This is a genomic window from Methylocystis sp. (assembly GCF_051061285.1).
In the GTDB taxonomy this organism is placed as follows: Bacteria; Pseudomonadota; Alphaproteobacteria; order Rhizobiales; family Beijerinckiaceae; genus Methylocystis.
In genome coordinates this window covers 1-13,924 of the sequence record NZ_JBPFEA010000035.1, presented here as the reverse complement: position 1 = coordinate 13,924, position 13,924 = coordinate 1, and the positions used below count along the sequence as shown (strand labels likewise).

General features: G+C 61.1%; 16 protein-coding genes. 5 read left to right on the top strand and 11 right to left on the bottom strand.

The genetic code is table 11. The features are described from left to right. Positions 1 to 237: 237 nt before the first annotated feature. Positions 238 to 828, top strand: a complete 591-nt coding sequence (locus ACR65T_RS12945; protein ID WP_434496866.1) for a hypothetical protein — start codon at positions 238 to 240, stop codon at positions 826 to 828. 249 nt (positions 829 to 1,077) lie between these two features. Here the strand turns inward: ACR65T_RS12945 and ACR65T_RS12940 are convergent, their stop codons facing one another. Both ACR65T_RS12940 and ACR65T_RS12935 read right to left on the bottom strand, forming a co-directional pair. Then, on the bottom strand, positions 1,078 to 1,524 hold the full coding sequence (locus tag ACR65T_RS12940; protein WP_434496865.1) for a Rieske (2Fe-2S) protein: 447 nt from the start codon (positions 1,522 to 1,524) through the stop codon (positions 1,078 to 1,080). Then, the gene (locus ACR65T_RS12935) at positions 1,521 to 3,128 is read right to left on the bottom strand and encodes a flavin monoamine oxidase family protein (RefSeq protein WP_434496864.1); all 1,608 of its coding nucleotides are present in this window, start codon (positions 3,126 to 3,128) and stop codon (positions 1,521 to 1,523) included. The genes ACR65T_RS12940 and ACR65T_RS12935 overlap by 4 nt, the downstream gene beginning before the upstream one ends. Before the next feature lie 144 nt (positions 3,129 to 3,272). Between ACR65T_RS12935 and ACR65T_RS12930 the strand changes: the two genes are divergently transcribed. The 4 genes from ACR65T_RS12930 to ACR65T_RS12915 are packed head-to-tail and all read left to right on the top strand — an operon-like array spanning position 3,273 to position 5,222. After that, the gene (locus ACR65T_RS12930) at positions 3,273 to 3,728 is read left to right on the top strand and encodes a hypothetical protein (RefSeq protein ID WP_434496863.1); all 456 of its coding nucleotides are present in this window, start codon (positions 3,273 to 3,275) and stop codon (positions 3,726 to 3,728) included. Positions 3,729 to 3,778: 50 nt separating this feature from the next. Continuing rightward, a complete protein-coding gene (locus ACR65T_RS12925) occupies positions 3,779 to 4,636 on the top strand; it encodes a sulfurtransferase (RefSeq protein ID WP_434496862.1) in 858 nt (285 codons plus the stop codon). Between the two features lie 14 nt (positions 4,637 to 4,650). After that, positions 4,651 to 4,905, top strand: coding sequence for a hypothetical protein (locus ACR65T_RS12920; protein WP_434496861.1), 255 nt, complete (start codon positions 4,651 to 4,653; stop codon positions 4,903 to 4,905). Positions 4,906 to 4,907: 2 nt separating this feature from the next. Then, positions 4,908 to 5,222 carry a hypothetical protein gene (locus tag ACR65T_RS12915; RefSeq protein WP_175094061.1) on the top strand — a complete coding sequence of 105 codons (315 nt, stop codon included), beginning with the start codon at positions 4,908 to 4,910 and terminating at the stop codon, positions 5,220 to 5,222. A gap of 55 nt (positions 5,223 to 5,277) precedes the next feature. On the opposite strand, the gene fdxB is transcribed toward ACR65T_RS12915, so the two are convergent. The 9 genes from fdxB to nifH form a co-directional block, all read right to left on the bottom strand. After that, a complete protein-coding gene (fdxB, locus tag ACR65T_RS12910; protein WP_434496860.1) occupies positions 5,278 to 5,577 on the bottom strand; it encodes a ferredoxin III, nif-specific in 300 nt (99 codons plus the stop codon). Between the two features lie 23 nt (positions 5,578 to 5,600). Beyond that, complete coding sequence (locus ACR65T_RS12905) at positions 5,601 to 5,801, bottom strand: CCE_0567 family metalloprotein (protein WP_434496859.1); 201 nt, start codon at positions 5,799 to 5,801, stop codon at positions 5,601 to 5,603. Between the two features lie 8 nt (positions 5,802 to 5,809). Continuing rightward, a complete protein-coding gene (locus tag ACR65T_RS12900; protein ID WP_434496858.1) occupies positions 5,810 to 6,280 on the bottom strand; it encodes a NifX-associated nitrogen fixation protein in 471 nt (156 codons plus the stop codon). Positions 6,281 to 6,289: 9 nt separating this feature from the next. Further along, on the bottom strand, positions 6,290 to 6,685 hold the full coding sequence (nifX, locus tag ACR65T_RS12895) for a nitrogen fixation protein NifX (RefSeq protein ID WP_123174907.1): 396 nt from the start codon (positions 6,683 to 6,685) through the stop codon (positions 6,290 to 6,292). A 19-nt stretch (positions 6,686 to 6,704) separates the two neighbouring features. Then, a complete protein-coding gene (gene nifN, locus ACR65T_RS12890) occupies positions 6,705 to 8,081 on the bottom strand; it encodes a nitrogenase iron-molybdenum cofactor biosynthesis protein NifN (protein WP_434496857.1) in 1,377 nt (458 codons plus the stop codon). Between the two features lie 4 nt (positions 8,082 to 8,085). Further along, positions 8,086 to 9,756, bottom strand: a complete 1,671-nt coding sequence (gene nifE / locus ACR65T_RS12885; RefSeq protein WP_434496856.1) for a nitrogenase iron-molybdenum cofactor biosynthesis protein NifE — start codon at positions 9,754 to 9,756, stop codon at positions 8,086 to 8,088. 79 nt (positions 9,757 to 9,835) lie between these two features. Continuing rightward, positions 9,836 to 11,395, bottom strand: a complete 1,560-nt coding sequence (gene nifK, locus ACR65T_RS12880; RefSeq protein WP_123174904.1) for a nitrogenase molybdenum-iron protein subunit beta — start codon at positions 11,393 to 11,395, stop codon at positions 9,836 to 9,838. Between the two features lie 66 nt (positions 11,396 to 11,461). Next, positions 11,462 to 12,964, bottom strand: coding sequence for a nitrogenase molybdenum-iron protein alpha chain (gene nifD, locus ACR65T_RS12875; protein ID WP_018406757.1), 1,503 nt, complete (start codon positions 12,962 to 12,964; stop codon positions 11,462 to 11,464). 79 nt (positions 12,965 to 13,043) lie between these two features. Continuing rightward, positions 13,044 to 13,924 (bottom strand): nitrogenase iron protein (nifH, locus tag ACR65T_RS12870; RefSeq protein ID WP_434496855.1); only part of this gene is annotated, 881 nt, incomplete at its 5' end.

Genomic DNA, 13,924 nt, shown 5'->3' with positions numbered 1-13,924 from the left:
CCTCACTCAAAGCAATTCATGTGCCGCGACAATCGCGCGCTAAACGGCCCGCGAACCCAGGAATATCGGGCGGTTTTGTCATGTTTCGCACATTGCCAGCCGCGCCGTGTCGCTTCCATCGCGCCGATCGCGCTATGAACGCTGCGAAACTGCGGCGAAGTTTTTGCATGAGGCGCGGCGTGACGAAGGATCCCCCGCGCGGATGCTGCGTACGGATTGCAAAGCGGAGAACTGTCGATGACTCAAATTGAGAAGACTGCCCTTGCTCGGTTGGATCGGGAGGGCCGCCTGCTCAACGCAGTGCTTAAGGGACCGACCGGCAAGCCGGGACGTTTCGGTTTTCGGGGCGACATCGCGCTCAAATTCCAGGCGCAGCTGGCCGACGAGAAGCGGCCGCCGGACTTTAGCATCGAGCAGGTGCTCACCTACGCGAACGAAGGCGAAGCGACGATCCCGATCCTCGCCGGCTATCTGCACAATTTCGCCTATCTCGAAGCGGCCCATGAAGTGATCGGCGATCTTCTCTCGCCCACTGGCGCTTACTTCATGTTCTGCAACAATATCGACCTGCTCGCGAAGTTCCGCGTCAAGCTCGGCGAGATCACCTACAACGTGCTGCCCTGCGACGAGTCGACGGTGTGGAAAGAGATGATGGATCTCGCCATGGTCGACAAGAACGACATCAAGAAGCTCGACACCGGCGGTAAGCTCGACGTTCTTCTCGACACCGCGCTGAAGTTCAACGACGCTTACGAGGTCATCGCTTATCAGCAGGGCGTCGAGCGCATGGAGCCGGTCAAGAACCGCAACGAAAACCGCCCGGTTTGACACGCTCACGCCATGGAGCCGGGGGCCGGCGGTTAAAGCCGGCGGCCCCCGCCGCCTGCCGCTCCTGTCCGCTGCGCTAGAACGCGCCGCAAAGCCGTGGAGCCCGGCGCGAGAGGCGCGCGCTAGGGATCTATCAATCGCGATGCGGTTGAGAGGACGCCGCGGGAATCGCGGCCTTTGCCCTGCCCAGCTTCGCGCATCGGCGGGAACTTTCCGCTCGGTGGAAGGCGGAGACGGATCACGCCCGCATCATTCCCCTTCCTCGGCGTCTTCGTCGACATCCTCAGCCAGTTTGACGCCGACGACGCATATATCATTGTCGACGACCACGAGATCGACCGGAACGAGGCCGCGTCCCTTGCACGGGCCCTCGATGCACATGCCGGTGCCAAGTTCAAACAGCGCGCCGTGCTTGCCGCACATCAAGCGGAGGCCGTAATTTGGTTCGAGGAACGTATTTCGCTCCCAATCGAGATTGACGCCGTCGTGCGGGCATTTGTTCAGATAGCCGAACACTTGCTTGCCCCAGCGCACAACGACGATCGGGAACGGCTTCTCTTCGCCGTTGTCGTCGAGCCGCACGAGGTTGAAGCCGCGCGCCTTCTGACTCGGAATGTCGCTCATCGCGCAAAAGGCGTAGATGACGAGGTCTGGCGCCGCCCCGTCCTGCTCGATCGTCGTTTCCTGCTCGCTCATCGCGACATCTCCTGCTCCTGCGCTTCGCGCCGCTTCGCCAGCAACAGTCCATTCGCCGCAAGCGAAAATTCCCGCCAGGCCGCGGCGATGTCCTGCATGATGACCCGGGTGTAGTCCTGAGACAATTTATGTTCGCCCGGGAAGTTGGAAAGGGCGCAGGACGTCTGGTTGAAGGCGACCACGTCGTCCATGATCGACTGCAGCAAGTCGCCAAAAGGCTTTTGGATGCGCGGCGTCAACGCCGTGCGGCCGCGTTCGATCACGACGTCGTCCATGTCGAAAGGAAGCGTCGCCAACAGGCTCAGCGCCTGTTGGAACACCTCCTCCATCGCCCCGAGCACAGCGACCTGCGTAAGATTGTCGCGCTCTTGCGACGCCAGGGCGCGGTTGAGCCGCCGGCGATAATTTTCGAAAACCTCGTCGGCGCGCGCGTCCACCCAAGCGGAGAAACGCGCCAGACTCGCCTCGTTCGCCGGCATATCGTCGAAGAGGGCGTCGCCGGAGGGCGCCTTTTTCGCCTCAATGCCGGCCAAGGCGCGCTCGATGCGCCTCGCGGCGTCCAAGGCGCCCTCCAGATAGCCGGCGTTGCGCGCCGCGGTTTCCGAACCGCCGAGAAACAGCTTCTTATCCCACAGCGCCTGGCGCAACAGAGGGTTCGCCACGTCGTGCGAACCGTCGCCGCCCTGCTGCGCGCGGTCGGCCGCGCTGCACGTTAGTCGCTCCTTCGCCCAATCCTGATAGTGAATGTGCAATGGTTCGACATTGCGGGCAAACACATTGCAGATTTGACTCTCAAGCAACACCGGCAGACCCACGCCAAAGGACTCGCGCAAGTCGGCGTTGAGGGCAAGAAAGCCGCCGAGCGCATGAAGACCCGCCGCCATGTCGCAGGCGTCGAAGATTTCGCCGATCACGGCTTGCTCATGCGTGACGAAAGCGGAGCCGGAGAGATTCTGCTCGCGCCAAAAGGCGTCGCGATATTCCATTGCAACCTTCGCCTGCGCCGCCATCCAGGTCTCGGCGCCAAGCATGGCTTGGTCCGTCGCCTCTTCCAAAGGCGGCGTGAAGCGAACGGCCTCGCGCAGCAAGCGCGGCGGCAGGGCGATTACGACGCGGCGCGCCGCAATCTCCATGGGTTCTTCGCCGGTCTTGAACGCGAGCGTCACATGGTCGCCGCAATCGCGCAGGCTCGCCAGCTCGTGACCGAGATGTATGGCGCCCGCCGGCACTGCGTTGGCCAACGCCTCCACCAAGATCGCCATCCCGCCGTGCAAACGCCGCGCGTCGTCGTAAAGGCGCTTGTCTTCGATGCGTTCGGCGCTTTTTTCGGCCTCGCGCAAATGCAGCACGGCGCCTTCGTCATGCTGCGCGAAATCCGGCAACGCGAGTTCTTTGACGAGTTGAACGATCAGCGGCTGCGTCTTCGGCCAAAACCACGTCGGGCCGAGGTCCAAACCGCCGCCGTCGCCGCGCGGCGCCGTGAGAATGCGCCCGCCAAGGCGATCGCGCGCCTCGAAGATCGCAACCTCTTGTCCGCGCAGGTGGAGCTTTCGCGCCAGCGCCAAACCGCATAGACCGCCGCCGATGATCGCCACGTCCAACATGATACGTCGTCCGCTCCCTGTTCGATGCAGGGGATAGCAATTACTGTGCAAGATTCTCAGCGACGCGCGAACGGCTGAGCTATCGGACGTCATGGCACGAAACTTGAACCTCCCGGCTGGAGTTGCACAGCTAAGGAGTCGAAGATGAATCTGGCCAACGAATTCGCCAACTGCTCGCCGGACGAGTTAAAGGAATTGCTGAGCGGCGGCACGTTGACCGTCTACTCCGTCGCGCGCCCCGCGACAGCGAACATAGCGGTCGACCGCAGTGGCGTGCTGGCGGCCTTTACGTTCGCCTCGCCGGCGTTTGGTCCCTCCACCGACGGCGTTGAGACGCCCTTGTTCGTCGCCGAGTCCGTTCCGGCGTCCACGACCGGCACGCCTGGATTTGCGCGCGCCCGCAAGGCCGACGGCACGGTGGTCGCGGATTTTTCCGCCGGCAGCGGCGATCGTGAAATCAAATTCGCCGAGGTCTCCTGCTCGCCCGGCGCCCCGGTGAAGGTGGTCAAATTCACCATCAAGCAGGGCGACTGGCCAGAGCGGCCCGACTATTATGGCACGCGTCCGCGCTCCGGCTATCCGCTTCCCGTCGCCCCGTGACGCATGGCGACGCGCGACTATTGTGAACTTGCAGACAAGAGGTCCGACCGATGGCTGAACCCCTGACCGGCGCGCTCGTCAGCGCGGCATGGCTAGCCGAGCATCTGAGCGACGGCGACATTCGCATTCTCGACTGCACCTGGCATCATCCGAGCACCAATCTCGACGGCCGCAATCAATATCGCGGCCGGCATTTGCCGGGCTCCGTCCATTTCGACATCGACCACATCGCCGATCCGAACTCCGATCTGCCGCACATGTTGCCGGATGCAGCGGACTTCGCCAAAAAGGTCGGACTGCTCGGCATCGGAGACGGCGATCGCGTGATCGTCTACGACCGGCTCTTCGGCGGTTCGGCGGCGGCGCGCGTGTGGTGGATGTTCCGCGTCTTCGGCCACGACAACGTCGCGATGCTCGACGGCGGATTCAACCAATGGGTCGCCGCCAAACATCCAACCGAAATGTCGCCGGTGCGGCCGCAGCCCCGGAGCTTCACGCCGAACTTCAGGCCGGACCTCGTCCGTAATTTCGATCAAGTGAAGAGCGCTGTCGCGAACGGCGGCGAGCAGATCGTCGATGGGCGCGGGCCGGGCAAATTCGACGGCTCGCAAGCCGACGTCTTTCCCTTCAAGAAACTCGGACATATTCCGGGCGCCGTGAACGTGCCTTGGGCCGATCTGGTCGATCCGCAGACAGGCGTGCTTCTCGATTCCACGGCGTTGCGCGCGCGGTTCGAAGCCGCCGGCGTCGATCTTAGCAAGCCGATCGTGGCCACCTGTGCGTCGGGCATGACGTCCTGCATGGACGCCTTGGCGCTCTATCTCCTGGGACGAGCCGATGTCCCCGTCTATGACGGATCATGGGCGGAATGGGAGCGCGCCGACCAAGCAGCGGCGGCGGCGGCATAAGAGGAGTGCAGCGCGTGGGTGGTCTCGACGACCGTGAACTCGAAACGGGAGACGAATATGCTCTCTCCGCCGCGGCCGATCGGACGCGCTTCACGCTCCACAACAAAGCCGACGGGATGATCGCCGAACTGCGCGATGACGACGCCGCGCGCTTTCTCAAAGACTACGACGAAATGAAGCTCCAATATCCCGATTGGAATGCAGATAAGCTGCTCGCCCAACTTTGGGATCAGGGCGGCTATGGCTGGCTGGCGCAACAGGAAGAGTGAAGATGACGACTCTCGTGAAGATCACTGAGGACGGACGAAAACTCGAAGTGAAAGGCTTTGCGCTCTATCTTGACGGCGCTCTCGAAGCGGTCGATCTCACCGAGGTGAAGATGCACCCCGCGAAGCGTAAAATCTGGTCGATCATGCCGGACGCCACCCATGTGGCCGGCCGTGTTGCGCTGAACGCGGAAGAGACGGCGATCGTCAGGAAGGCGCTCGCCGACGCTCAGGCGATGATGCTGGCCGATCCGATCGCGATTGCGGAGCGCTTTCGCATCGCCGCCATGTGGAAGGCGCGCGAGCAGGGCATCGAGTAGCGCAATTCAGGCTTGGCGTTGCGAGCCCCCTGGACGGAGGCTCGCATTTTTTTACTCAAACCAGCGCTACCTCTTCCGCCGCATGCGTCTGACAATTGGTCGGACACACGCGCGCGCAGGCGCCGCAGCCGATGCAGGCGCCGGTATCATTCATCACCATGATTTTCTTTTCGACTTCTTCGTCCTCATCGTCGTCCAGCGCAACCAGTTCGCCGTCTTCGTTCAGACCTTTCAGCGTCATCACGTCGCGACCGCACACCTTGAAACAGCGTCCACAACCGATGCATTTACCGGGATCGATCGCAACAAGGTATTCTGGACACCAATCGCGCCCATCGCGCGTCGCTTGTGACATGGCCGTATGCTTTCTTTCTCGAGTTAGACCGTCTCCAGGGACTTCAACTTCGCGCGCTTCTTCTCCAGCTCGGCGAAAGCTTCATGCGCCTTTTGCGCAACCTCGGGGATGGTGGGCCAATTGATCGGCAGCTCTTCCGATAGATCATGCAGATCCATTTTGGCCTGCATGGCCTTCGCCGAAAGCTTTTTGATTTCGGTCTTCAGATTGTCGATCTCGCTCATCGCTCACCTCAGTATTTTGCGACGTCTGGGAATTTTTCGATCATCTCGACGCCGGACTGAACATATTTGTCGCCTTCCGCCGCGAGCTTCTCGAAACTGTCGAATCCGAAGCGATGCACGTCGCGCAACTGCTTGTTCACGACGATCAACCGTCCGCCAATCAGCACCATGCGGCCGAAACCCTCGTGGCTCATCTTCAGCATGGGCGAGATCATGACGCCCGTGGCGCGTTCGATCGAGAGCGAGATGGCGTTGAAGAAGAGCTCCATGCGCCAAATCGTCTCTGGGTCGGGATCGCCGATGATCGGCAGCGCACGGCGCGCCTCTTTGTCGAGGACATAGGGGGCCAAGAGATCTAGGTCGGACTTCGTCTCCCAGGTCCCATGCGTGTCCTGGGCGCGCCAGACCTTGATGAGCTCCTTTATGAACGGAAGCTCGGCGACCGAAGTTTTCTCGAGCACGGCGGTAGGTTCAGACATGGGCGTTCCTCACTCTTCGAAATCGAGCACGCGCTCTTTTCCCTTGGTCAATGCTTTGCGCAGCCATGGCGGCGGCACGCCTCTCAACACTTCCTGGAGCTTGTCCAGAAGGTCTGAGATGGCTTCCGGCTGATTGACCTTCATCGGATGAATGTTGTTGGCGACGACTCGCGCCGCGCCAGAGCCGCCGATCGCGGCGATGTAAAGAATGGCGCAGTCCTTGATCGCGTCGATCTTCGGCGCGAGCTTGTCCTCATTGCCGTCTTCCTTGAGATCGCCGTCAAATTGGATCGCCTCGACGAATTCGTGGCCTTCCGGACCAATCTCGTAGATCGCGATGTTCTTGGCCCAGCCGAAATGCGCGTCAACGCGTTTCAAATCCTGGGTTGCGAATGCGACTTTCATAGCGCCTCCGTTTTCGCCCCTAGTGCGAGGTTGCGGCGTGTGACGGGCCGACGCCATCGCGCCAGCTGTCGGGTGTCGGTTCGTGGTTGTCTTCGTGATCGGCCATCAACAGATTGCAGATGTCAAAGATCAGATCGCGACCGCCGCGATAGCCGACCATCAACTGATGCCCGCCGCCGAGGCGGTCGAACATCGGAATGCCCATGCGAAAGAAGGGTATCTTCAAGCGTGAGGCCGCTTGCCTTCCGTGTGAATGGGTGACCATCAGATCGCAGTCCTTGGCCTTCGCCAAATTCTCGAGGTCTTCGAGATCGCCGATCAGCACCTCTTCGGTCGGCAGTCGTTCGAGCACCGGCGATTGCGTGGTCGTCACCGCGACAAGAAGTTGCGCGCCTATTTCGGTCAGCAGCCCGCCGATCTCATTGAGCAGGTCCGGCTCGGCGCCGACCGCGAGTTTGCGGCCGCCGATGTGGAAATGACCGTCCAGCATCGCGTCGACGAGCTGGCCGCGCTGGCGACGATATTTCATCGGCGCGGGGCGACCGCTGATGTCCGTCAAGAATGACATCAGCGCGTCATTGGCCTCAAGCCCGCATAGCCGTTCAAACATGCGAAATGGAACGCCGGTCTTCTTTTGCATGGCTTCGGCGGCGCGCCGCATTTGCGCGCCGATCGCGATCGTCCAGCCGGCATGACCCATCATGGAAATTTCTTCGACGCCGACGCCGCCGATCGTCGTCGGGGTGAAATCGTCCGGTATGTGGCCGTCAAGCGAACCGGCGAGATCTGGCAGAAAAGTCGGCTCCAAGCCGAAATCCTCGATGATCGTGCGCAATTCATCGAGGTCGCCGGGCGTCAGATGGCAGCCTGGCAGCACATTGATTTTTGTGGGATCGCGGCGCGCGGCGCTCTTTGGCGCCTCGACCATCGTCTCGACGATGCGCGTCACCGTCTTTTCCCAGCCGTCCTGGAAGGCGTCCTTAAAGTCGGGCGTCGACACATAGACGATCGGCAGATGCGCGACCGCCGCATTCTTCTCGCGAATAGTCTTGATGTAGCCGTCGACGTCGTCGCCCTTCGTCTCGGTGACTCCGGTCGAGCAAATGCCGATGATCTCTGGCTTCGTGCGGTTATAGATGTTGAGCACCGCTTGCTCGACATTGTCGTAGCCGCCGAGGACCGTCGCGACTTCGCTCATCGCGGTCGTCTGCATCGGGATGGCTTCTTTGAAGTGCCGCGTGAACAGCACCAGGCCAAAAGACGTGCAGCCCTGCGAGCCGTGCAGGAGCGGCATCGCGCCCCGCAAGCCCATGAAGGCCAAGGCGCCGCCGATCGGCTGGCTCATCTTGAGCGGATTGACCGAGCAGGCTTTCTTGCTGACGGAGACGGTCGCCATTGCGTTACTCCGCCGCGATCGCGTGAGAGGCCGACACCATCTGCTCGAGGATTTCCTCGATGCGCACGGCGCAGGCGCCGCAGCCGCCGGAGGCGTTCGTCGCGTCGCGCACGCCCTCGACCGACGAGAGGTTGTTCGCGAGGATCGCATCCTCGATCACCCCGAGCTCGACGCTCTTGCAATTGCAAATCTTTTTCGCGCGGCGAGCCTCTTCCGCCTTCACGGGATCGGCGGCGAGCGCCGCCGCCTCGGCTTCCGCCTGCGCCATCGCGCGACTTTGCCAATTGTCGCCGGAATTTTCCCAAGGGGCCGGCTTGCGCACCTGCGCCCAAACGGGATTGTAAAGCGCCTTGTCGATCTCTTCGACGAGCTTTACCATGCCGACATAGCCCATATAGGCGTGATGCCGCTCCTGGTTGATGTCGAGCCAGGGCATCGAGGCCTTCAGCGCGATGAACTGCGAGCGGCCGCCCGAGAGCATGATGTCGGCGCGCGCATCCTTGAGCATCTTGTACATTTCGCGCGGCGTCATATCCTCGATCATATGGGCGTCCTGACCCATCAGCTCCTTGATGCGCTCCTTGTCTTCCTTAGTCGACTTCTTGACCGACGTGCCAACAAGTTCGAGACCCGCCTCTTGCAGCGCGGCGACGACCGACCAGGATTTGACGCCGCCGGTGATCAGCAGCACTTTTTTCCCCTCGAAGCGCGGTTTGTATTTGGCGATCGCCGCCCAGGCCTTGGCCTCTTCCCGCGCGATCAGCGCCTCGGTTCGATCCATCAATTCAGCCGGCGCGCCGCGTTCGATCAGCATGCGCGCGATCTCGCGCAAAGAGTCGCTGCTATCCTCAATGCCGTAAAAGGAGCCTTCAAAGAAGGGGATGCCGTAGCGCTCCTCCATCTTGCGCGCGACATTGATCATCGCCTTGGAGCAGACCATCATCGCGGCCTTGGCGCGATGCGAGGAGGCGACCTCCTTATATTTTCCGTCGCCGGAAATGCAGGCCATGATGCGAATGCCGAGTTCGTCGAGCAGCGGCTTCACCTGCCACAATTCTCCGGACAGATTGTATTCGCCGATGATATTGAGGTCGTAGGGCGTCGTATATTCCGGCTCTTCCGTGCCGATCACATGTTGCAGCAGCGCTTCGCCCGCAAGCTTGTTGCCGAGATTTTTCGGCCCGACGAAGCCCGGCGAGTTGATCGGAATGACCGGCTTGTTGAATTTCTCGCGCGCCGCTTTGCACACGGCGTCGATATCGTCGCCGATCATCGCGGGCACGCAGGTCTGATAGACGAAGATCGCCGGCGGATCGTATTTCTCGATGATCTCGCGGATGGATTTGAACAACCGCTTCTCGCCGCCGAAGACCACGTCGGTCTCATTGATGTCGGTGGTGAAGCCGGTGCGCCACAGATTGGAGCCGGAGGACTTCGCGCCGCGATTGTCCCAGCTATTGCCCTCGCAGGCGATCGGGCCGTGCACGAGATGGGCGACGTCGGTGAGTGGTTGAAGAGCGATCTTGGCGCCGTCGAAGGCGCAACCGCCAGCCGCGCCGCCGGGCTGCAATTGCTTGGTGCACCCCTTCTTGCGTTCGGCTTCTGACTTGTTCGCGTTCTTGCCGCAGCCCGGCTCGTTGAAAACGTCCTGGATCGTGGCCGAAAGCGAACTCATGCCTCTTCTCCTTCACGTTGCGACAGCGTTACTGCGAGCAAGTTGTGGCTCCCGCCGCAAGGGCGGGAGCCACATCGTCTTAGCGGATGATGTCGAAGCTATAGTCGCTCTTCGCCGGAACATTGGTGGTGGCGTCGATCGATTCGAAGATGCGATCGAGCACCCACACAAGAACGTTCAAGCCACCCTGATAGCCCCACACCGGATAGCGGTGGTGATGATGGCGATCGAAGATCGGGAAGCCGATGCGGATCAGCGGCGTGCCGGTGTCGCGCTCGAGATATTTCCCGTAGGTGTTGCCGATCAGGAAATCCACCGGCTCGGTGAACAGCAGCGAGCGCATGTGCCAGAGATCCTTGCCCGGATAGACGTGGCAATTCTGGCCGAACGGCGAAGAGTCGAACAGCGCCTGAACTTTTGCCGCCCAAGCCTTACTGCCATTCGTGGCAAGCACATGCGTCGGTTCGGCGCCAAGCTCCAGCAGGAACCCGGCGAGGCCGAGGCACAGATCCGGATCGCCGTAGATCGCGAATTTCTTGCCATGAATATGCGCGCTCGAATCGGCCACCGCGTCAACGAGACGACCACGCTCGCGCGCCAGCTCTTCGGGGATCGGCTTGCCGGTGATGCGCGACAGCGTCATGAGGAACTTGTCGGTCGCCGAGACGCCAATCGGGTGATTGAAGGCGGCGACTTCCTGACCATGCGCGGCGATCAGCGGCAGCGTCTTCTCGGTGCAATATTCCTGCATCGAAATCGTCGCTTTCGCGTTGATCGCGCTCGCGGCCTCTTCCAGCGTCGTGCCGCCGTCATACATGCGGAACTCGCCGTCGGTCGGCGTGTCGAAGACTTCGCTGTTGTCGGCGAGGATTGTGTAGTCGATGCCCATCAAGCCGAAGATGCGCTTGACTTCGCGCATGTTGCCGACCGTGTAGCCGTCGAAGCCGCCGATGAAGTTGATCTTATCATTCGCCGAGCGCTCAAGCTTGGCCGTCGTGCCCGCCTTGCCGTCCCAGAAGTGCTCGATGATGCCCTTCAGCGCATTGTCGTAGCCGGTGACGTGGCTGCCGACGAACGCCGGGGTGTGAGCGAAGGGAACGTCGTATTCAGCCGGAACCGAGCCCTTTTCCTTCGAGGTCTTGATGAAGGCGTTCAGATCGTCGCCGATGACTTCCGCCATGCAGGTGGTCGAGACGGCGATCATCTTCGGCTTGTACATGTTGTAGGTGTTGGCCAGGCCGTCGATCATGTTGTTGAGGCCGCCGAACACCGCCGCGTCCTCGGTCATCGACGAGGATACGCAGGAACTCGGCTCCTTGAAGTGCCTCGACAGATGGCTGCGATAATATGCGACGCAACCCTGCGAGCCATGGACGAAGGGAATCGTTTGCTCGAAACCGACGGCGGCGAAGACCGCGCCGAGCGGCTGGCAGGCTTTGGCCGGATTAACCGTCAACGCCTCGCGAGCGAAGTTCTTCTCGCGATATTCGGGGGTCTTGGCCCATTCCCGAACGCGTTCCACTTCGGCCGGATCGCGCGGGTTTTCGAACATCTTCTTTTTGTTCGCCAGCATCTGCTGGTACTCGGGACCTCTGAAGAGGTCGAAATGGTCTAGGACGTGTTCTGCGCTCTGCGGCATGGTCGAACCCTCGCGTAATGCATTTGGGGGAGCCGGCGCGCGCCTTCGCGACGCGCCGGCGCTGATTTATTCCGCGGCCTGGAGCAGCGGCAGTTCCTCGGTCTTCCAAGGCGCCTTGGTCATTTTCCAGACCGGCGAGTTGATCGCCATGTCCATGTCGCGCGCGAAGATCGCGAAACCGTCATAGCCATGGTAGGGGCCCGAATAGTCCCAGCTGTGCATCTGACGGAAGGGCACGCCCATCTTTTGGAAGACGTATTTTTCCTTGATGCCGGAGCCGACGAGATCGGGCTGGATCTTTTCGACGAATTTTTCGAATTCGTAGCCGGTCACGTCGTCGTAGATCAGCGTTCCGTCCTTGACGTAATGCTGGGCGGTGCGCTGATAATCGTCGTTGTGGCCGAATTCATAGCCAGTGCCGACGACTTCCATGCCGAGGTCTTCGTAAGCGCCGATCACGTGACGCGGGCGCAGGCCGCCGACGAACAGCATGACCGTCTTGCCTTCCAGACGCGGACGGTATTTGGCGATGACCGCGTCCATCAAGGGCTGATATTTGGCGATGACCTGCTCGGCGCCTTCCTTGATCTTGTCGTCGAAATAGCTGGCGATCTTGCGCAGCGACTCGGCGATCTTGCTCGGGCCGAAGAAGTTGTATTCACACCACGGAATGCCGTATTTTTCTTCCATGTGGCGCGAAATATAGTTCATCGAACGGTAGCAGTGCAGAACGTTCAGCTTCGCCTTCGGCGTCGCTTCCAGTTCCGCGAGGCTGCCGTCGCCCGACCATTGCGCGATCACGCGCAGGCCCATCTCTTCGAGCAGAATGCGCGACGACCAAGCGTCGCCGCCGATGTTGTAGTCGCCGATGATGGCGACGTCATAGGGGGTCGGCTCGAAACGCGGCGCGGCGTCGGGAGCAATCTTATCGAACACCCAATCGCGGATCGCGTCGTTGGCGATGTGATGGCCCAGCGATTGAGACACGCCGCGGAAACCCTCGCAACGCACCGGGACGATGGTCTTGCCGTCATATTCCTTCGACTTGGCCTTCGACACCGCTTCGATGTCGTCGCCAATGAGGCCGATCGGGCATTCCGACTGAACGGTGATGCCGTTGTTCAGCGGGAACAGCTCCTGGATCTCGTCCATGATCTTCGCGAGCTTCTTGTCGCCGCCGAAGACGATGTCCTTCTCTTGGAAGTCGGAGGTGAACTGCATCGTGACGAAAGTGTCGATGCCGGTCGTGCCGATGTAATAGTTGCGGCGCGCCGCCCAGGAATATTGGCCGCAGCCGACCGGGCCGTGGCTGATGTGGATCATGTCCTTGATCGGACCCCAGACGACGCCCTTCGAGCCGGCGTAAGCGCAGCCGCGAATGGTCATCACGCCAGGGATCGACTTGATGTTCGACTTCACGCCGCAATCCGGCTTGCCTTCCTGATGCACGTTGAGGTGCTTGGCGCGGCGCTTGGCGGTCTTCTCGGGGTAAACCTTCAGAACTTCTTCGATGAGCGCTTTGTTGCGGTCCTTGATCTCCGCAACGCTCAATGTGGGCGAAACACTCATTTGATGTCTCCTTTAATGCTTTCTGGATTTCAGCTCGACCTCCCGCATTGCGGGAGGCCGACGCTCATGCGTTGACGGGTTAGGCGATCGCCTGGAGTTCGGCGGCGGTCTTGCCGATCTGGCTCTCGTCGATCGCCTTCATGATGCCGTGCTCCATCAGCATGTCTTCGAGCTCGTCCATCGTGATCGGCGTCGGGATGATGCCCTTGCCCTGGTTGGCGTGGATCTTCACCGCAAGATTGCGGTAATGATTCGCCTGCTCGGATTCCGGCGCATATTCCAGCACCGTCATGCGGCGCAGCTCCGCGTGCTGCACGATATTGTCGCGCGGCACGAAGTAGATCAGCGTCGTGCCGAGCTTCTTCGCCAAAGCTTCCGCAAGCTCCAGCTCCTTGTCGGTCTGACGCTCGTTGCAGACCAGACCGCCCAAGCGCACGCCGCCGGAATTGGCGTATTTCAAAATGCCCTTGGAGATGTTGTTGCCGGCATACATGGCCATCATCTCGCCGGACATGACGATGTAGATTTCCTGCGCCTTGTTCTCGCGGATCGGCATGGCGAAGCCGCCGCAGACCACGTCGCCGAGCACGTCGTAGGACACATAGTCGATGTCCTCGTAAGCGCCGTTCTCCTCGAGGAAGTTGATCGAGGTGATGACGCCGCGGCCCGCGCAGCCAACTCCAGGCTCCGGTCCGCCCGACTCGACGCAACGAATGTTGAGATAGCCGACCTTCATCACCTCTTCAATTTCCAGATCCTCGACGCTGCCCGCATTGGCGGCGAGGCTCAGGATGGTGTCCTGCGCCTTGGCGTGCAGGATGAGGCGCGTCGAGTCCGCCTTCGGATCGCAGCCGACGATCAAAATGCGATGACCCAACTCGGCCAGAGCGGCCAGCGTGTTCTGGGACGTCGTCGACTTGCCGATGCCCCCTTTGCCATAAAATGCGATTTGCCGTAGTG

Excerpts from the sequence above, each read along its gene's own strand:
- ACR65T_RS12945 (WP_434496866.1), top strand. The coding sequence starts at position 238 with ATGACTCAAATTGAGAAGACTGCCCTTGCTCGGTTGGATCGGGAGGGC.
- ACR65T_RS12940 (WP_434496865.1), bottom strand. The coding sequence starts at position 1,524 with ATGAGCGAGCAGGAAACGACGATCGAGCAGGACGGGGCGGCGCCAGAC.
- ACR65T_RS12935 (WP_434496864.1), bottom strand. The coding sequence starts at position 3,128 with ATGTTGGACGTGGCGATCATCGGCGGCGGTCTATGCGGTTTGGCGCTG.
- ACR65T_RS12930 (WP_434496863.1), top strand. The coding sequence starts at position 3,273 with ATGAATCTGGCCAACGAATTCGCCAACTGCTCGCCGGACGAGTTAAAG.
- ACR65T_RS12925 (WP_434496862.1), top strand. The coding sequence starts at position 3,779 with ATGGCTGAACCCCTGACCGGCGCGCTCGTCAGCGCGGCATGGCTAGCC.
- ACR65T_RS12915 (WP_175094061.1), top strand. The coding sequence starts at position 4,908 with ATGACGACTCTCGTGAAGATCACTGAGGACGGACGAAAACTCGAAGTG.
- fdxB (WP_434496860.1), bottom strand. The coding sequence starts at position 5,577 with ATGTCACAAGCGACGCGCGATGGGCGCGATTGGTGTCCAGAATACCTT.
- ACR65T_RS12905 (WP_434496859.1), bottom strand. The coding sequence starts at position 5,801 with ATGAGCGAGATCGACAATCTGAAGACCGAAATCAAAAAGCTTTCGGCG.
- ACR65T_RS12900 (WP_434496858.1), bottom strand. The coding sequence starts at position 6,280 with ATGTCTGAACCTACCGCCGTGCTCGAGAAAACTTCGGTCGCCGAGCTT.
- nifX (WP_123174907.1), bottom strand. The coding sequence starts at position 6,685 with ATGAAAGTCGCATTCGCAACCCAGGATTTGAAACGCGTTGACGCGCAT.
- nifN (WP_434496857.1), bottom strand. The coding sequence starts at position 8,081 with ATGGCGACCGTCTCCGTCAGCAAGAAAGCCTGCTCGGTCAATCCGCTC.
- nifE (WP_434496856.1), bottom strand. The coding sequence starts at position 9,756 with ATGAGTTCGCTTTCGGCCACGATCCAGGACGTTTTCAACGAGCCGGGC.
- nifK (WP_123174904.1), bottom strand. The coding sequence starts at position 11,395 with ATGCCGCAGAGCGCAGAACACGTCCTAGACCATTTCGACCTCTTCAGA.
- nifD (WP_018406757.1), bottom strand. The coding sequence starts at position 12,964 with ATGAGTGTTTCGCCCACATTGAGCGTTGCGGAGATCAAGGACCGCAAC.